This window comes from Streptomyces phytophilus (assembly GCF_013870535.1).
In the GTDB taxonomy this organism is placed as follows: domain Bacteria; phylum Actinomycetota; class Actinomycetes; order Streptomycetales; family Streptomycetaceae; genus Streptomyces; species Streptomyces phytophilus.
Map to the genome: position 1 here is coordinate 1 of NZ_JACBXC010001186.1, position 1,853 is coordinate 1,853.

The 1,853-nt window shown below is 73.9% G+C and carries 1 protein-coding gene; it reads right to left on the reverse strand.

Annotation, left to right across the window (positions count from 1 at the left end):
• Positions 1 to 13: 13 nt before the first annotated feature.
• Positions 14 to 1,853 (reverse strand): vWA domain-containing protein (locus tag H5J30_RS30575; RefSeq protein ID WP_181790702.1); only part of this gene is annotated, 1,840 nt, incomplete at its 5' end.

Sequence of the window (1,853 nt, forward strand, 5' to 3'; positions counted from 1 at the left end):
TTCGTTCGTGTCCTCACCATCCACCCCTCACACCGTTGCCTGCCGCTGCTGCCGACGACGCCGCCGCCCGCTTCCGGTTCCGTACGATCACGAACGCAACGCCCGCGCCGACGAGCAGCACGCCCCCCGCGATCCCGCCGGCGAGCGGCAGGACGGAGTCCGATGATTCCCCGTCCGCCCCCGCCCGCGCATCATCCTTCCCGCCGCCGTCTCCGTCGCCCTTGCCAGCGTCCCCGTCCGCGACGGCCGGCGCCCCGTGTCGCGGGCCGGACTTCTCCTCGCCCGGCACGTCGACGCGCAGTACGACGCCGATGGCCGTGTTCTCCGCGAACCGCGCGGCGTCGGGCCCCAGCGAGACCGACAGGTAGTACTCGCCGCCGCGGCGCACGGGCACGACCTCGGTGGCGGTCTCGTAGCGGTTCGTCCAGCTGACCGGCACCGTACCGAGGTCGGAGGCGACGGGTTCACCGTAGTACCGCTGGGTGCTTCTGAACGGGCCGTCGCCGACGAGGGCGCGGCCGGGCGTGTAGAGGTCGGTGTCGGCGAAGCTGGAGACGCCGGCGGCGCCGTCGAGCGTGGGCTCGTTGGCGAACTCGACGCGGTAGCGGAGCTGCTGGCCCCAGCCGACGTCGACCTTGTAGAAGCGCATCTGCGCGGGCAGCAGTTCGTCGCGCCAGACGCCGGGGCCCAGGGCCTTCGCGTCGTTGAAGCCGGTGCCGCCGGTGATGTCCTCGGGCTCGGCGGTGGGCAGTTCGGCGCCCTCGTCGCCGGCCGGGCCGTAGTCGGTCTCGGACTGCGCGGGCGTGACGTCCGCGCCGAGCGGCTCCTCCTGGCCGAAGGCCAGCTCCAGCGGCCAGCGGGCCTGGTCCGAGGCGGTGTCGCTGGTGCGGTGGACGCTGAGCAGGTAGCGCCCGGCGGCGTCGCAGGGCTCGCCGCCCTCGGCGCTGGGGATGCGGCTGACGGCGTTGGTCAGCGGCTGCGCGCCCTCGTCCTGCTCGAAGCGGTCCCGCTGGGCGTCGCACCGGGTGTCGTAGTCGTCGGTGGCGTGCAGCTCCAGCTCGATGCCGTCCCCGTACGCGACGGGCACACCCGGCTGCGGCACGGCGGTGGCGCCGAAGTCGGCGGCGGACTCGGCATCCAGCTCGGCGGCGTACCACTTGGTCTCGCCGGCGCCGATGCTGTCGAGGTACTGGCCCGGCACGATGTCCGCGGCGCCCTTGCTGCTGAGCCCGCCCTCGACGGGATCGCCGCGGAATCGGTAGCCGTCGGCGGAGAGCCGGGCGGCGCGCTGGAGCTGCCGGGCGAGCGCGTCGGCGTCGGGTGCGTCGTAGTACGCGCCGTGGCCCTTCTCCGCGATGCACTTCAGCTCGTCGCGCGCCTTGCCGCCGACCTGGAAGCCGACCGTGTCGATGCGCAGGGCGCCGAAGGCGCCGCCGGTCTCGCCGAGTTGCTCCGCGACCTCGCAGGGGTCGGGGGTGCCGCAGCTGTCCTCGCCGTCCGAGACGAGGAGGATGGAGCGGTGGCCGAGGGCACCGGGCGGGCGCTCGGGGAGGTCCCGGGCGGCCTGCTGCAGTGAGTAGCCGATCGGGGTATCGCCCTTCGGCTTCACATCTGCTACGGCATCCTTGATGGCGCCCCGGTCCAACTCCTCGACGGGAACGGCGAGTCGGGTGTCCGTGCAACCGCTGGTGCGGTCGGCGCCGTAGACGCGCAGGCCGGTGGGATAGCGGTCGGGCAGGGCGTCGACGACGGTGCCGACGGCCTCGCGGGCGGACTCGATGCGGGTGGCACCGGAGCCGTCGTCGTCGGCCATGGAGCCGGAGGAGTCCAGCACCATGACCAGGCCGCCGCCG